Source organism: Neorhizobium tomejilense (genome assembly GCF_964254135.1).
Taxonomy (GTDB): Bacteria; Pseudomonadota; Alphaproteobacteria; order Rhizobiales; family Rhizobiaceae; genus Neorhizobium; species Neorhizobium tomejilense.
On sequence record NZ_CAXUSO020000001.1, the window covers coordinates 572172 to 585412 of the forward strand.

The following is a 13241-nucleotide window of genomic DNA, read 5'->3' on the forward strand; positions in this document are numbered from 1 at the left end:
ACATCAATACGGCGCCTCGACCTTGCCCATGCCCACATAGACAGTCTTCAGCTCGGAATAGTGCTCCAGCGCCGCCAGCGAATTTTCGCGTCCGAAGCCGGATTGCTTGGAGCCGCCGAAGGGGATTTCCACCGGGCAGAGATTGTAGGTATTGATCCACAGCGTCCCGGCCTCCAACTGATCCGCCACCCGATGGCCGCGCGTGAGATCGGACGTGAACACCCCGCCCGAAAGGCCGAATTCCGTGCCGTTGGCGCGGGCGATCACCTCGGCCTCGTCGTCGAAATCGAGCACGCACATGACGGGGCCGAAAATCTCCTCGCGGGCGATCGCCATCTCGTCGGTGACGTCGGCGAAAACGGTCGGCTGCACGTAATAACCTTCGCCGGTGACGTGGTTCGGAATGCCGCCGCCGGTGACGAGCGTGGCACCCTCGACCTTGCCCTTTTCGATATAGCTCATCACCTTCTGGCGCTGGTCGAAGGAGACCATCGGTCCGATCTGGGTCGCCTCGTCCATCGGATCGCCGATCACCATGTTTTCCGTGCGGGCCTTGAGGCGGGAGAGGAATGTCTCCTTGATGCTCCGTTGCACGAAGACGCGGGTGCCGTTGGAGCAGACCTGGCCGGTCGAATAGAAGTTGCCGAGCATCGCTCCGCCGATCGCACTGTCGATATCCGCGTCGTCGAAGACGATCAGCGGCGACTTGCCGCCGAGCTCCATCGTCACATGCTTGAGGCTCCCGGCTGCTGCCGCCGCCACCTTGCGACCGGTCGGCACCGAGCCGGTCAGCGACACCTTGGCGACATCCGGATGGTTGACCAGCAGAGGCCCGGTCGTCCGGTCGCCCTGGATGACGTTGTAGAGCCCCTTCGGCAACCCGGCCTCGATCAGGATCTCAGCAATCTTCAGTGCCCCCAGCGGCGTGTTTTCCGAGGGCTTGAACACCATGGCATTGCCGCAGATCAGCGCCGGCGCACCTTTCCAGCAGGCGATCTGTTGCGGATAGTTCCAGGCGCCGATGCCGACGCAGACGCCCAAGGGCACCCGTTTCGTATAGGCAAAGTCCTGCCCCAGCGGGATATAACTGCCGTTGAGTCCTGCCGCTGCGATACCCCCGAAGAATTCGAAGCTGTCGGCGCCCGATGTCGGGTCGGCGACGATGGTTTCCTGGATCGGCTTGCCCGTATCGAGCGTCTCCAGTTCGGAAAGCTCGCGGTTGCGCTCCCGCATGATGTCGGCGGCGCGCTTGAGGATGCGGCCGCGGGCGGTCGGGCTCATCGCCGCCCATTCCGGCTGGGCGCGCTTGGCGGCCGCAATCGCCCTCTCGACGATCGCGGGCGTCGCCGCATGCAGCCGCGCGATCACCTCTCCGGTCGCCGGATAGAGGCTTTCGATGACGGTGCCGTCGGTATCCTCGACATATTCGCCATCGATGAAATGGCTGGCGATCGGCTGGGCTTTCATCTCATTCTCCGCGCGGGTAGCGTTTGGACTCTTCGAGATTGTCGAGGTTCATGTGGTTGCGCATGTAGCGCTCCGACGCTTTCTGCAAGGGCTGGTGGTCCCAGGGGTAATAGGCGCCGTTGCGCAGTGCTTCGTAGACCACCCATCGCCGCGCCTGGCTTTCACGCACCGCCGCGTCGAAGGCACCCATGTCCCACCGCTCTTCGCGCTGGCGCCGGAACTGAGCAACCACTTCGGCAAGTTCCGGATCGTCGGCAAGGTTGTTGAGCTCCTTGGGGTCGCTTTCGAGGTCGAACAGCTGGTCCGGATCGAGCAGGCAATGGACATATTTCCATTTGCCCTCGCGGATGGCGACGAGCGGCGCATAGGAGCCTTCCGCGGCATATTCCATCAGCACCGGGCTCGTGCGCGGAACACCCTCCATCATCGGCTTGAGGCTTTCGCCGTCCGTCCAGGGCTTGATCTCGTCCATTGAAATGCCGGCGAGGTCGCAGAGCGTCGGCGTCACGTCGAGGTTGGAGACCGGCGCCAGATGCAGGGCCGTGGGCACGCCGGGACCGGCGATCATCAACGGCACGCGGGCCGAACCCTCGAAGAAGTTCATCTTGAACCACAGCCCGCGCTCGCCGAGCATGTCGCCATGGTCGGAGCAGAACAGGATCAGCGTGTCGTCCAGCATCCGCGTCCGCGTCAGCGTGTCGACCAGCTCGCCGACCTTCTCGTCGATATAGGAGATGTTGGCGAAATAGGCTCTTCGCGAACGGCCGACATTTTCTTCCGTTACGTCGAAATTCTTGTAGTCGCAGGAAAAGATGATCCGCTTCGAATGCGGGTCCTGGTCTTCGAGCGGGATCGGCCCGACTTCCGGCAGCAGGTGCTCGCAATCCTCGTAAAGATCCCAGAACTTCTTCCGCGCCACATAGGGGTCGTGCGGATGGGTGAAGGAGACGGTCAGCGCCCAGGGGCGCCGCTCCGCATCGTCCCGCTCGCGGGCGAGGTGATAGAGCTTCTGGTTGGCGAGAAAGGCGACCTCGTCGTCATATTCCATCTGGTTGGTGATTTCGGCGACACCCGCGCCGGTCACCGAACCGAGATTATGATACCACCAGTCGATCCTTGTCCCCGGCTTGCGATAATCCGGCGTCCAGCCGAAATCGGCCGGATAGATATCGGTCGTCAGCCGGTCTTCGAACCCGTGCAGCTGGTCCGGCCCGACGAAATGCATCTTTCCCGAAAGTGCCGTGTAATACCCGGCGCGGCGCAGATGATGGGCGAAGGTCGGGATCGACGAAACATATTCGGCGGCATTGTCATAGACCTGCGTTCGGCTCGGCAGCTGGCCCGCCATGAACGAGGCACGCGCCGGCGCGCAGAGCGGCGACGACGTGTAGTTGTTGACAAACCGGGCACCCCGCGCGGCGAGCGCCTTGAGGTTCGGCGCATGCAGGAACGAAGCCGGCCCATCGGGAAACAGCGTCCCGTTCAACTGGTCGACCATGACGATGAGGATATTGGGTTTGGTCATGGCAGGCATTTTCCTCGCGGGCGGCATAGTCTCCAGAGTGAGTTATTTTCGATCGTCTTGGCAATCAAGAAGCGATTGCGAACCTTCCTGTCGCAAAAGCGCGCCGTTCACCCGGATCACGCCTGCTCCACATCCTATTCCGTAGGTTAGGGTGAGGTTCTGGCAAAAGGGATCGGTCATGACGTTCGGTCGGAGGCATCGCCTATCTCGTCCACGCCTTCCAGCTGAAGGGCTGGGACCACGTCGTGTTCTGGCCTCGCGATCGACCTCACGATGCAGGGCTGGGCCCTGATCGCGGTCGCGCTTGCGGCCAAGCCATGAGGCACGCAAAGGTTGCCGCTAAGTCTCTAAAATCTTGTATAAAAATGCTTTTCATCGTCACAAAACTTTCATCCAGCCTTCATGTTCGGGAAAGGTATTTTTGACCAATTGCTGGGAACCTGACGTTCGTGTTGAGGCATGTTTTAGGCCATTGCGCAGTGGAGTAATGAGTAATGTCGTCTGCGGCCATCTTGGAACCGGGCGTTTTCCGTCGGTATGCGAGCGATCAGCTCGTCACTCTGGCCAAATTGGTTTTGGAAAATGCCTTTCAGCCGATTGTCGAGGTCGGCACCGGGTCCGTCTTCGGTTATGAATCGCTGCTGCGCGGCCAGGAACGGATCGGGTTCTCGTCACCGCTCGAACTGCTCGATGAGGCCCAGGAGACCAACCAGCTTCTGGCACTCGAACAGATGATGGCAACGCGGGCATTGGCGAAATTCGCCAGCCTGCCGGATTTTTCGTCCCAGACCCTGTTTCTCAATCTCGACGTCCGGCTGATCCGCCACGGCAAACATTTCCTCGAAAAGGTCGTGCAGCACCTGCGCAAGGCGAATATCGCTCCGTCTTCCGTCTGCTTCGAATTCTCCGAGCGTTTCGACAATACCAGCGTGCCGGAGTTCGCCGATCTGGTCACCCAGATGCGGAAGGAAGGCTTCAAGCTGGCGATCGACGATTTCGGTGTCGGCCATGGCGAAATGAAACTGCTCTGCGACTATCCGGTCGATTACCTGAAGATCGACCGCCATTTCGTCGCCGGCATCGACAAGAACCCGCGCAAGCGCCACCTCGTCAAGAACATCGTCAGCATCGCCCATGTGCTCGGCATCCGCGTCATCGCCGAGGGCATCGAGACGGAGGCGGAATTCCTCGTCTGCCGCGAATACGGCGTCGATCTCGTCCAGGGCTGGTTCATTGCCCGGCCGACGACATTCGTGTCCGAGCTGCAGCCGTCCTTCCCCTATCTCGCCGATATCGGCCGTTCCCGTCGCTCCAGCCAGTCGCTTGACGAAATCCTCATCCGCAAGCAGATCGAACATCTGCCGACCGTCTATGAGAACCAGAGTATCGACAGCGTCTTCGACCTGTTCCGCCGCAATCCGCGCCAGGCTTTCTTCCCGGTGCTGAATGCAAACGGCGAGCCGCGCGGCGTCATCAACGAATACCATCTCAAGGAATATATCTATCAGCCCTTCGGCCGCGATCTCCTGAAGAACAAGGTCTATGAGCGCTCGATCTCGCATTTCGTCGACCGCGCCCCGATCGTCGGGCTGGATGCGGAAGCCGAAGAGCTGATGACCCTGTTTGCCAACATGGAAAACAGCGCCTGCGTCATCCTCACCGAAAACATGCGGTATGCGGGCGTCGTCTCCGCCGCCTCGCTGATCAAGGTCATCAACGAAAAGCAGCTGAAGATCGCCCAGGACCAGAACCCGCTGACCGGCCTGCCGGGCAACCGCGCCATCCGCGACTTCATGCAGGAAACCGGCCGCGACGACGACGAGACCCGCTTCTTCTGCTATTGCGACTTCGACAACTTCAAGCCGTTCAACGATCATTACGGCTTCCAGATGGGCGACCATGCGATCTCGCTGTTCGCAGCCCTGGTGAAGCGTTATTTCTTCTCCGACGGCGATTTCCTCGGCCATGTCGGCGGCGACGATTTCTTCATCGGCGTACGCGGCTGGACCCGCGACGAGCTCAATGAAATCCTTGAGCGCCTGCTCTCCGATTTCCATGACGATGTCGTCGAACTCTATTCCCCGGAAGAACGCGCCGCCGGCAAGATCCGCGGCCACGACCGCTCCGGCACGGAGCGGGATTTCCCGCTGCTGCGCTGCTCGATCGGCGTGCTCGAACTGCCCCAGGGCCTGCTGCTCGACGATGTCGGCCGCATCGGTTCGGAGATCGCCGCCGTCAAGGCGGAAGCCAAGGAAAGCGATGGCGGTCTGGTTTTCGCAAGTTTCGGCGAGACAAAATGACCTAGGCGGCGGAACGCCGCCTTCCTATCGCAGGGCGACTATCCTAAGTCAGGAGGCCTATCACCGATCCCGTCGGTGGCCGCACTGAGAGGAGTCCCGCCATGCCGCTTCCCACCGAAATGCGTTTCGTCGATCTGCCGTCCTTCGGAGAGCCGGGGGTGATGACCATTGCCAGGGGGCCGCTGCCGGCGGTGCGGCCGGGCGAAATCCTGGTCAGGGTGGAGGCGGCCGGCATCAACCGCCCGGACGTGCAGCAACGCAAGGGCGTCTATCCGCCGCCGAAGGACGCAAGCCCGATCCTTGGCCTGGAAATAGCCGGCGAAGTGGTGGCAATCGGGGAGGGCGTCAGCGAATTCAAGCCCGGCGACAAGGTCTGCGGGCTCGCAAACGGCGGCGGTTACGCGGAATATTGTGCCGTGCCGGCGGGGCAGGCTCTGCCATGGCCGAAGGGTTTTGACGCAGTGAAAGCCGCGGCGCTGCCGGAAACCTTCTTCACCGTCTGGGCCAATCTGTTCCAGATGGCGGGCTTGACCGAAGGTGAGAGCGTGCTGATCCACGGCGGCACCAGCGGCATCGGCACGACTGCCATCCAGCTCGCCAAGGCGTTCGGCGCGACGGTCTATGCGACGGCCGGCTCCAGGGAAAAATGCGAGGCCTGCGAAAAGCTCGGCGCCATAAGAGGCATCGACTACAGGACCGAGGATTTTGCCGAAGTCATCAAGGCGGAAACCGGCGGCCGGGGCGTCGATGTCGTGCTCGACATGATCGGTGCTGCCTATCTCGAAAAGAACCTCTCGGTTCTCGCCAAGGACGGCTGCCTGTCGATCATCGCCTTCCTCGGCGGCAACATCGCCGAAAAGGTCAACTTGTCACCGATCATGGTCAAGCGCCTGACGGTCACCGGCTCGACCATGCGCCCGCGCACCGCGGACGAAAAACGCGCCATCCGCGACGATCTTTTGGCCCAGGTCTGGCCGCTCCTGGAGGACGGAACGGTCGCTCCGGTCATCCACTCCGTCCTGCCGTTCGCAGACGTCGTCGAGGCCCACAAGCTGATGGAAACCAGCAGCCATATCGGCAAGATCGTGGTGAGGCTTGCATAGTCGCCTTGCAGAGATATACTTGTTTTGATATAAATCGTGGACCGATGTGAAGCGACTGGAATTTCTTGGAGATGCGTTGGATCGCCTGCGGGACTTTCCGGAGGTCGCCCGTAAGGAGGCGGGCGTCCAGTTGCATAAAATTCAACTCGGCCTTGAGCCGAGCGACTGGAAGCCCATGACGACGATCGGAGCGGGTGTGCGGGAAATCCGCATCCGCGACGAAGCGGGCGCTTTTCGCATCATCTACGTGACCAGAATAGAAGATGCCGTCTACGTCCTGCATGCGTTTCAAAAGAAGACGCAGCAGACGGCAAAGCGGGATCTGGATATCGCCACCGCGCGTCTTCGGCAGATCTGATTGGATTGGACCTATGGAACGTCAGAGCTTTTCAAATGTCTGGGACGCGCTGGAAGACACCCCGGCGGAAGCGTCCAATATGTCTATGCGTTCGGCCCTGCTGATTGCGATCGAGCAGAAGGTCCGGAACTGGAATGTGACTCAGAAGGATGCCGCGGCTCGCCTCGGCATCAGCCAGCCGCGCCTGAACGACTTGCTGCGGGGCAGGATCGCAAATTTCAGTCTGGACGCACTGGTTGAATTGGCTGGGAAAGTTGGGCTTTCCGTGCGGCTGGATATCGCGGACGCAGCCTGATTTCCGATCCCGCAAGCTGACGGAAATCGGCAAGATCGTGGTGACGTTGAGCTGAAGGGGAGAATCTGCCTCGATCGAAGCTGGCGAATTTTAGGGACGGAAGGCCGCTTCCGCAACTCAATTAAATTCGCGATCGTTTATATAACGTGGCTTGCAGACTCAGGCTTTGGCCCCTACCTTTTAATCATCATCAACGTAGTGAAAGGAAGGTGGTCCAATGTCTAGTGAGATTTCGGTCTGTGTAACGGGCAATGGAAAGGTGGCGGTCTTGACGGGGCAACCCTCGGCCTGAACATCATCTTCCTTCGGGGAGCTCACGAAGCGCCCCGGGTTCGTTGAACCGGACCAAACTCATGGAAGGGTCGCCTCGAGCGGCCCTTTTCCATTTTAGGGCCCTTCATTCAAAGCCGCTTTAATGACGGCCGGCGGTTCTTCATTTTTCATTATTTCTAATTTGCGAATACCTATGCGCCCATCGCATAGGTGGCCTGCCAAGTGGGCGCTTTCAGTGCACGTTTGATGAGCTTATATAAGCGTCATCGAAGCAAACGAGAGCGCCAGGGACTGGCAGCTGGGCTTCGAAAATCCCAGGAAAGGGGAACCATCATGAACGTCGCACGCACTCTCAACAATTGGCGCAAGTATCGTCAGACGGTTGCCGAACTGGGCCGTATGACACCGCGCGAACTCAATGATCTCGGCATCGCCCAGGGCGATATCCGCCGGGTTGCGCGTCAGGCCGTCGGCTTCTGATCGCCATCTGACATCTATTTATGTCGAACGCCCGCATCCGCGGGCGTTTTGCATTTCATGCATAGCTGCCATCTTAAATCCCGATCCGTCCGAGCGCCGGCACCTTGATGCCGGGATTGGCGATATCGAGGCCTGCGACCAGGCCGAGGAAGTGTATCTCGAACCCGCTGCGCAAACCGGCAGACAGGCCGATGAGGCCGCGCACGGTCAGGTGTATGTCGCGCCAGTCGTCGTCCACATGAATGAATTCGCCGTCCGGCAGATAGTCGCGCCCGACTGCGTGCGGCGGCAGCACGGCATCGAGCTCCGGCACGCTGCGCAGCACATGGGCGACGAAGGTGTTAGAGTTGGGCCCCGGCCAGATCGTGTAGCCGCCCGGCTCGGCATAGGGGTAGGCGGCGATCGCGCCCTCGATCTTGGGGATCAGCAGTTCCGCCTTCGAGCCGGTTGCCGAGGTGACGAGCTGCGGCGTGTTGGAATACCAGTAGGCGTCAGGCGAATAGCCGTTGCGGCGGATCGGACTGCCCCAGCCCACCTTGTCGTAACGCGTATAGGTTTTCGCGCCTTTTTCCTTGAAGACGATCCAGGCGTGGCTTGCAACCGCGCCCTTCATGCCTCCCGTCATCGCCGAGAAGACGTAGATTGCCGCTTCGTTGCTTGTCTCGGGCTTCGGCAGGATGCCCGCCGAGGACCATCGCGCATCGCGCCAGCCCGACGGTCGCTCCTTCATCGCCCACAACCCTGCCGACGCGAAGGTCGGAACCAGGTAAACGATGAAGATGACCAGAAACAACCGCTTAATCGATTTCATACCGTCCCCCATGAAAATCCCGCCGGACTCGTTTAAGAGCCTGTGATATCGCCAGACGATAGGCACATTGAAACCGGCATTTTCAGGACAGACCATGCAAAACCCCGTTACAGTCGAAGTTACTAGAGGCAATCTGGTCGAAAGCCGTCACTGCGGCCTCGGCGCCGTGGTGGACGGCGACGGCAAGGTGCTGTTCTCGTTCGGCGAGGCGGACGCGCATGTTTTCCCCCGTTCCGCCAGCAAGGCGATGCAGGCGCTGCCGCTCATCGAAAGCGGTGCGGCGGATGCTTACGGCTTCGGAAACCGGGAACTGGCCTTTGCCTGCGCCTCCCATTCCGGCGAGGACGCGCATGTGGCGATGGCCGCCTCGATGCTGGGCAAGGCCGGCCGCGACGACAGCGCGCTCGAATGCGGCGCCCATTGGTCCTCGGAACAGGCGGTGCTGATCCATCAGGCCCGCACTATCGAGGCGCCGACGGCACTTCACAACAACTGCTCCGGCAAACATTCCGGCTTCGTCTGCACCTGCGTCCACACGGGGATGAATCTGAAAGGCTATGTCGATTACGACCATCCGCTGCAGGCCGAAATCCGCGGCACGATGGAAACCCTGACCGGCGCCATCATCGGCCACCAGAATTGCGGCACCGACGGCTGCTCGATCCCCACCTATGCGGTGCCGTTGAAGGGCCTCGCCCACGGTTTTGCAAAGATGGCGACGGGCAGCACCCTGTCGGCCGAACGTGCCAAAGCCTCGCGCCGGCTGATGGATGCCTGCATGGCCGAGCCCTTTTACGTCGCCGGCACCAACCGCGCCTGCACCAAGCTGATGGAAGTCGCCCCCGGTAAGATTTTTGCCAAGACCGGCGCCGAAGGCGTCTTCGTCGCCGCGCTGCCGGACCAGGGCATCGCCATGGCGGTGAAATGCGAGGACGGCACCACCCGCGCCGCCGAAGCCATGATCTTCGCCCTCATCGCCCGTTATTTCGAAAAGGGCGGCGAGGTGCACGCCAAGCTGATGGCGATGGCCAACAAGCCGATGAAGAACTGGAACGGCATCCATGTGGGTGACGTGAGGGTGACCGACGCGCTGTTTGCGTGAGATCGGCTAGACTGTTTTCGGCGGAAGGCAATTGGAGTGGCCAGCTTGCCCGCACTCCGTCATCCTCGGGTCAAGCCCACTGCCGTCCGGTTTAAATTGCGGCCCATGTAAAGACCATTTGGTTTTGGTCTGTTGGCGTGTCGGGAGGCGGCTTAAGGAGTTGGTCTGTTCTTTTGCGGTGCATGATGTTTGCGCGCACGAGGCGTGCGAAGGCGAGTGGGCTTTGGACGGTGTTGGTCGTCCTTGGCCATGCGCAGGAGCAGGAAGGCGATGAGGACGACGGCAATCTGGATGCGTACGGCGTTCTCGGAGGTGCCGAGGACCGGACAGCAGTGGCTCAAGGCCCGGGATGACAAAGATTGGAACCGCGTTTCCACCAACCTCCGATTGACTTTACCAATATTCCGCCTCTAGTGCTCGCGGGGATTGATCAATTGGATGGGGACAATGAAATTTCGCTTTATTGGCGCTGCCGCGCTTTCTTTCGCCGTTGCAAGCTGCACTCCAACTGGCATTACCGCTGACGGTCGACCGCTTATTCAACACTTCTTTCGGGATCTTGTGATGAGGGGATGTAATTTCCAGATGACATGGAAATCGGCGAGAGAAGCCACAGATACTTTCAAGCCAATTATACCCACTGACAGAGAACGCGTGACTGACAGAGGCCTCATGAGGGCTGCGATCGCAATTTGTGACAAGGCGAGACCCGGAAATAAGAGCAAAGCTATCGAAGTCCAGGTTCCTGACAGTCGCGGTGTCCTGCGGAAACTCGTTGTTGAAAGAGAATAGAAAAGCGTAGGGGCTTACCCACGCTCAATCATCCTCGGGTCAAGTCCGCTCCTGTCCGGTTTAAATTGCTGACCATGTAAAGACCATTTGGTTTTGGTCTGTCGGCGTGTCGGGAGGCGGCTTGAGGAGTTGGTCTGTTCTTTTGCGGTGCATGATGTTTGCGCGCACGAGGCGTGCGAAGGCGAGCGGGCCTTGGACGGTGTTGGTCGTCCTTGGCCATGCGCAGGAGCAGGAAGGCGATGAGGACGACGGCGATCTGGATGCGTACGGCGTTCTCGGAGGTGCCGAGGAAATGGCGGATTTTCAGGGTCTGCTTGACCCAGCGGAAGAACAGTTCGATCGCCCAGCGTCGCTTGTGAGGAAGAGGATAACGGCGGGGATGGTGGCCCCCTGCGCATACGGCGGTGAAAAGACGTTGCTTGTGCCCGGCTACGTCCGATTTCGCGCTCCGAACTAAACCTCGATCACACGCATCCCCAAAGCCCTGTAGGACGCCAGCCGCTCCTTGTCGATGCCCTCCTGCACGATCATGCCCGACAATGCCGAAACCGGCATGATCACATGCGGCGAGGCCGCATCCAGCTTTTCCACTGTCACGAGCGTGATCGTCTCTGAGGAACAGGCGGCGATGTGGCGCTTGATCGCCGCCTCCTCGAAATCGCCGGTCGAAAGTCCGCGGGCCGGATGCACGGCGGTGACGCCGAGGAAGAAGATGTCCGGCCGCATCAGCGCGATCTGCGCCATTGCCGCTGCACCCGTCGCGACCATTGAATGTTTGTAGAGCCGCCCGCCGATCAGTATCACCTCCGCCATCGGATGGTGTTCGAGTTCCGCCGCGATCGTCGGGCTGTGCGTGACGACCGTCACGGCGAAGTCGCGGGGCAGGGCGCGGGCGATCTCCGCAGTCGAGGTGCCGCCGTCCAGAAAGATTGTCTGGCCCGGCTTCACCATATCGGCCGCCGCCCTGCCGAGCCGCTGCTTCACATCTGACGACACCGCCCGCCGGGCGGACAAATCCGGCAGGTCGGGAGAGATGGGCATAGCCCCGCCATGCACCCGCCGCAGCAGGCCTTCCGCTGCCATCTCCCGAAGGTCCCGCCGGATCGTATCCTCCGAAAGCGAAAACTCTTCCGCGGCCCGTTTGGCGACGACCTGCCCCTCCCGGCGCAGCATGTCGAGGATGAGGCTCTTGCGTTGGGTTGTCAGCATGGCTCTTGACTCTGCACGAAATTGCATGAATAAGCGCAAATATGCCTGAAAATGTGAACGATGTAAAGCATTTCCTGCATATTCGTGCAATTCCGCGATGAATGCGGACAAGTTTGGAGAAACGAAGATGTTGATTTTGATCGCTGGCCCCTATCGCTCCGGCACCGGAGACGACCCTGAGAAGATGGCCGAGAACCTGAAACGGCTCGAAGCGCCGTCGCATGCGCTGTTCAAGACCGGCCATGTACCGATGATCGGCGAATGGGTGGCGCTGCCGGTCTGGCATGCAGCCGGCGGAAAACATGTGGGCGACGACCTGTACGAGGAAATCTTTCACCCGGTCGCGGGACGTCTGCTGCAGCTCTGCGAAGGCGTCCTGCGCCTGCCGGGTGCCTCCAAGGGCGCCGACAACGACGTCCGGATCGCCAACGAACGCGGCATTCCGGTCTGGCATCGGCTGGAAGACGTGCCCGGTGTCAGTTGACCGGCGGTTTGAGACTTCTGGCCTGAAAAAACCGTGCTAGAACACACGCGGTCCAAAGGAGGATTTTCATGTATACGCTGTTCTTTTCGCCCAACGCCTGTTCACTGGCCAGCCATATCGCGCTTGCCGAATCCGGTCTTCCCTACGAGATCAAATGGGTGAAATTCGCCGACAAGGAACAGCAGTCGGAAGCCTACCTGAAGATCAATCCGAAGGGCCGCGTCCCGGCACTCGCAACGGACCGGGGGATCATCACCGAGTCCGTCGCGATCCTCGCCTTCATCGCCCAGGTCGCACCCGAGGCAAAGCTCGCACCGCTCGACGACCCGTTCCTGTTCAGCAAGATGCAGGCGTTCAACGCCTATATCGCCTCGACAGTGCATGTCGCTTACGCCCATTGGCGCCGCGGTTATCGCTGGGCGGACAACCAGTCCTCCTTCGACGACATGACCGCCAAGGCACCAAAGGTCTTCCACGATTGTTTTCAGGTGATCGAGGACTCGTTGCTCGAAGGTCCCTATGTGCTCGGCGAAACCTATTCGGTCGCCGACGCCTATCTCTACCTGATGACCGACTGGCTCGCCAACATGAAGCTCGACCGTGCGGATTTTCCGAAGGTCAATGCGCACTACGAGCGGATGAAACAGCGTCCCGCCGTTCAGCGCGCCCTGGCCGAACAGGCTGCCACGACCGCGGTCTAATGCCGGAAGACGGCGGCAAGTTCTTCCGCCTAAATACGGGTTCACGCCGGCCACATGATCCGCCCTTGGGGCGGGAAGCGAATCATCGGAGCGTCAGGCGCATTTCGCCAGAGGCGCCTTATTGCAGTTCGTATCGGCTTGAAACGGGCGCGGGAAGGGCAGGTCGGCGAGTTGCCGCAGGTCCATCGCGCGGACATCGGGATGACGGAACGGGTCGTTCGACTGCAGGTCCGTCAATGTTTCGGTCGTTTCCAACCAGGCTTTCAAGTTCAAGAAAATCTTCAGCGGTGCCATGACCGTTACCTCGCAAATATGTGACCATTTGCAGACGTAACATCGGC

Annotated in this window: 13 protein-coding genes and 2 pseudogenes; 8 read left to right on the plus strand and 7 right to left on the minus strand. The window is 60.4% G+C overall.

All coding sequences use genetic code 11. The annotated features are described in order from the left end of the window. Window positions 1-3: 3 nt before the first annotated feature. Together betB and betC are read right to left on the minus strand one after the other, a co-directional pair. Complete coding sequence (gene betB / locus ACSQ3G_RS02865; protein WP_436108970.1) at window positions 4-1467, minus strand: betaine-aldehyde dehydrogenase; 1464 nt, start codon at window positions 1465-1467, stop codon at window positions 4-6. Window position 1468: 1 nt separating this feature from the next. Next, the gene (gene betC, locus ACSQ3G_RS02870) at window positions 1469-2992 is read right to left on the minus strand and encodes a choline-sulfatase (RefSeq protein ID WP_436108971.1); all 1524 of its coding nucleotides are present in this window, start codon (window positions 2990-2992) and stop codon (window positions 1469-1471) included. 494 nt (window positions 2993-3486) lie between these two features. Here betC and ACSQ3G_RS02875 point away from each other — a divergent pair, with 494 nt between their 5' ends. The 5 genes from ACSQ3G_RS02875 (at window position 3487) to ACSQ3G_RS02895 (ending at window position 7801) form a co-directional block, all read left to right on the plus strand. Then, window positions 3487-5292, plus strand: coding sequence for a bifunctional diguanylate cyclase/phosphodiesterase (locus ACSQ3G_RS02875; RefSeq protein ID WP_105401921.1), 1806 nt, complete (start codon window positions 3487-3489; stop codon window positions 5290-5292). Between the two features lie 101 nt (window positions 5293-5393). Then, on the plus strand, window positions 5394-6395 hold the full coding sequence (locus tag ACSQ3G_RS02880) for an NAD(P)H-quinone oxidoreductase (protein ID WP_436108972.1): 1002 nt from the start codon (window positions 5394-5396) through the stop codon (window positions 6393-6395). 46 nt (window positions 6396-6441) lie between these two features. After that, on the plus strand, window positions 6442-6753 hold the full coding sequence (locus tag ACSQ3G_RS02885) for a type II toxin-antitoxin system RelE/ParE family toxin (RefSeq protein WP_436108973.1): 312 nt from the start codon (window positions 6442-6444) through the stop codon (window positions 6751-6753). Window positions 6754-6766: 13 nt separating this feature from the next. After that, window positions 6767-7048 carry a helix-turn-helix domain-containing protein gene (locus ACSQ3G_RS02890; RefSeq protein ID WP_436108974.1) on the plus strand — a complete coding sequence of 94 codons (282 nt, stop codon included), beginning with the start codon at window positions 6767-6769 and terminating at the stop codon, window positions 7046-7048. 606 nt (window positions 7049-7654) lie between these two features. After that, entirely contained in the window at window positions 7655-7801 is a 147-nt protein-coding gene (locus ACSQ3G_RS02895) for a DUF1127 domain-containing protein (protein ID WP_007751079.1), read from the plus strand. Between the two features lie 73 nt (window positions 7802-7874). Here ACSQ3G_RS02895 and ACSQ3G_RS02900 read toward each other — a convergent pair whose 3' ends face one another. Further along, complete coding sequence (locus ACSQ3G_RS02900) at window positions 7875-8612, minus strand: DUF3750 domain-containing protein (protein ID WP_436108975.1); 738 nt, start codon at window positions 8610-8612, stop codon at window positions 7875-7877. Window positions 8613-8706: 94 nt separating this feature from the next. On the opposite strand from ACSQ3G_RS02900, the gene ACSQ3G_RS02905 reads away from it, so the two are divergent. Then, complete coding sequence (locus ACSQ3G_RS02905; protein ID WP_436108976.1) at window positions 8707-9714, plus strand: asparaginase; 1008 nt, start codon at window positions 8707-8709, stop codon at window positions 9712-9714. A 91-nt stretch (window positions 9715-9805) separates the two neighbouring features. Here ACSQ3G_RS02905 and ACSQ3G_RS02910 read toward each other — a convergent pair. From ACSQ3G_RS02910 to ACSQ3G_RS02920, 3 genes and pseudogenes are all read right to left on the minus strand, one after another. Continuing rightward, window positions 9806-10034: pseudogene (locus tag ACSQ3G_RS02910) on the minus strand (IS4 family transposase); the annotation flags it as partial. A 532-nt stretch (window positions 10035-10566) separates the two neighbouring features. Then, window positions 10567-10864 (minus strand): annotated as a pseudogene (locus ACSQ3G_RS02915) (transposase); the annotation flags it as partial. A gap of 95 nt (window positions 10865-10959) precedes the next feature. Continuing rightward, window positions 10960-11715 carry a DeoR/GlpR family DNA-binding transcription regulator gene (locus tag ACSQ3G_RS02920; RefSeq protein ID WP_436108977.1) on the minus strand — a complete coding sequence of 252 codons (756 nt, stop codon included), beginning with the start codon at window positions 11713-11715 and terminating at the stop codon, window positions 10960-10962. Window positions 11716-11842: 127 nt separating this feature from the next. On the opposite strand from ACSQ3G_RS02920, the gene ACSQ3G_RS02925 reads away from it, so the two are divergent. Both ACSQ3G_RS02925 and ACSQ3G_RS02930 read left to right on the plus strand, forming a co-directional pair. Beyond that, window positions 11843-12199, plus strand: a complete 357-nt coding sequence (locus ACSQ3G_RS02925; RefSeq protein WP_436108978.1) for a DUF4406 domain-containing protein — start codon at window positions 11843-11845, stop codon at window positions 12197-12199. Window positions 12200-12267: 68 nt separating this feature from the next. After that, complete coding sequence (locus tag ACSQ3G_RS02930; RefSeq protein ID WP_436108979.1) at window positions 12268-12900, plus strand: glutathione S-transferase family protein; 633 nt, start codon at window positions 12268-12270, stop codon at window positions 12898-12900. A 93-nt stretch (window positions 12901-12993) separates the two neighbouring features. On the opposite strand, the gene ACSQ3G_RS02935 is transcribed toward ACSQ3G_RS02930, so the two are convergent. Next, window positions 12994-13194, minus strand: coding sequence for a hypothetical protein (locus tag ACSQ3G_RS02935; RefSeq protein WP_436108980.1), 201 nt, complete (start codon window positions 13192-13194; stop codon window positions 12994-12996). Window positions 13195-13241: the final 47 nt, after the last annotated feature.

Coding starts and splice junctions, on each gene's coding strand:
- betB (WP_436108970.1), bottom strand. CDS start 1,467: ATGAAAGCCCAGCCGATCGCCAGCCATTTCATCGATGGCGAATATGTC.
- betC (WP_436108971.1), bottom strand. CDS start 2,992: ATGACCAAACCCAATATCCTCATCGTCATGGTCGACCAGTTGAACGGG.
- ACSQ3G_RS02875 (WP_105401921.1), top strand. CDS start 3,487: ATGTCGTCTGCGGCCATCTTGGAACCGGGCGTTTTCCGTCGGTATGCG.
- ACSQ3G_RS02880 (WP_436108972.1), top strand. CDS start 5,394: ATGCCGCTTCCCACCGAAATGCGTTTCGTCGATCTGCCGTCCTTCGGA.
- ACSQ3G_RS02890 (WP_436108974.1), top strand. CDS start 6,767: ATGGAACGTCAGAGCTTTTCAAATGTCTGGGACGCGCTGGAAGACACC.
- ACSQ3G_RS02895 (WP_007751079.1), top strand. CDS start 7,655: ATGAACGTCGCACGCACTCTCAACAATTGGCGCAAGTATCGTCAGACG.
- ACSQ3G_RS02900 (WP_436108975.1), bottom strand. CDS start 8,612: ATGAAATCGATTAAGCGGTTGTTTCTGGTCATCTTCATCGTTTACCTG.
- ACSQ3G_RS02905 (WP_436108976.1), top strand. CDS start 8,707: ATGCAAAACCCCGTTACAGTCGAAGTTACTAGAGGCAATCTGGTCGAA.
- ACSQ3G_RS02920 (WP_436108977.1), bottom strand. CDS start 11,715: ATGCTGACAACCCAACGCAAGAGCCTCATCCTCGACATGCTGCGCCGG.
- ACSQ3G_RS02925 (WP_436108978.1), top strand. CDS start 11,843: ATGTTGATTTTGATCGCTGGCCCCTATCGCTCCGGCACCGGAGACGAC.
- ACSQ3G_RS02930 (WP_436108979.1), top strand. CDS start 12,268: ATGTATACGCTGTTCTTTTCGCCCAACGCCTGTTCACTGGCCAGCCAT.
- ACSQ3G_RS02935 (WP_436108980.1), bottom strand. CDS start 13,194: ATGGCACCGCTGAAGATTTTCTTGAACTTGAAAGCCTGGTTGGAAACG.